Source organism: Xanthobacter sp. BG11Y11_SDJG, assembly GCF_057364445.1.
In genome coordinates, this window is the sequence record NZ_JBNFNU010000697.1 from 1 (window position 1) to 1195 (window position 1195).

At 73.7% G+C, this 1195-nt stretch carries 1 protein-coding gene; it reads right to left on the minus strand.

All coding sequences use genetic code 11. From position 1 onward, the window contains the following. Positions 1 to 1049: hypothetical protein (locus AC2W7M_RS25855; RefSeq protein WP_486135992.1), on the minus strand; the 1049-nt coding region annotated here is incomplete at its 3' end. Positions 1050 to 1195 lie beyond the last annotated feature (146 nt).

Sequence of the window (1195 nt, forward strand, 5' to 3'; positions counted from 1 at the left end):
TCGGCGAGCAGCAGCGCGAAGCGCGACGCCGGGTCGAGGCCGGTGTCGAATGCGGCGGCCCTCAGGGTCTCGATGGCGCGCTCGAAGCGCTCTTCCGCCTTGTCGTCGATGCGGCCGAGACCTCCACGGCGGCGGGCGATGTGGTCGGCGGCATTGGCGAACGGGGCACGCCAGTCGGGGCCGCCGCGGGCTCCGGCGGGAATGCAGCTGGCGAGCAGCAGCACCGCCACCCGCAGGCGGTAGATCTTCGCCCGCAGATGCTCGAAATCCAGGCGCGCGCCGGGGTCCTCGGCGGAGGCATTGGCCAGCGCGTTCCACACCCGGGCCCGCGCCGCCCCCACCTCGGGGCCGAGATCGGCCGGGAACGGGCGGCCCGCACGCACCGCCTCCGACATCTCGCGCAGATACGCGGCGAGCATCTGCTCCACGTCGTGGGCGGAGTTCACGAACGCCTGCACCGCCGACGGCCGCCAGGGCGAGAGCCGCAGGGCGACCATCACCGCCGCCCCCTGGCAGAAGGCGAGCAGGAAATAGACCGCCTGCGCGCGCGTGGGCGCGAGGATGGTGCCGACGGTGGCGACCACGATCAGCGACAGACCCAGGCGCTGGCCGTCCATGCCGGAGCGGCGCAGCACCAGAGCGAGGAAGGAGAGCGGCACCAGAAGCAGCTTCTGCACCATCTCGTTGACCGGGCCCTCGCCCGGGCCGACCGCGACCAGCACCAGGAGAAAGGCCATGGCGAGCGCGAAGATGCGCCCCATGGTGCGCGCCTCGGAGCGCCGGCTGGCCGCCGGGGTAAAGGTGACGAGCACCAGCGCGCCGGCGCCGGCCATCAGCGGGAACGGCACGTCGAGCCCCAGACCGAAGGCGCGGGACGTGGCGTAACCCAGCGTGATGACGATCACGAACGCGACAGCAAGCTGCAGCGCGCGGGTGGTGTCGATGCCGCCCGGATCGTGGATCGAGAGCCACCGCGCCACCCGGCCGGCATAGGGGCCGCCGGTCGAACCTTCGCTGGTGCCGGGGGCGGTGGCGGGGGTTTCGCGCATGGAGGTGTCGCTCGGTCTCTGGCCGGACGGCGCACCAAGTCACGGTTCGCGCGAGGTGTCCAGGGGTCCCCAGGGAGCGCACAGGGGGAGCCCGGGGCCGCGCGGCGGCCGCGACGCGCGTCTTCCGTCAGCCCGGCCCTCGCCCG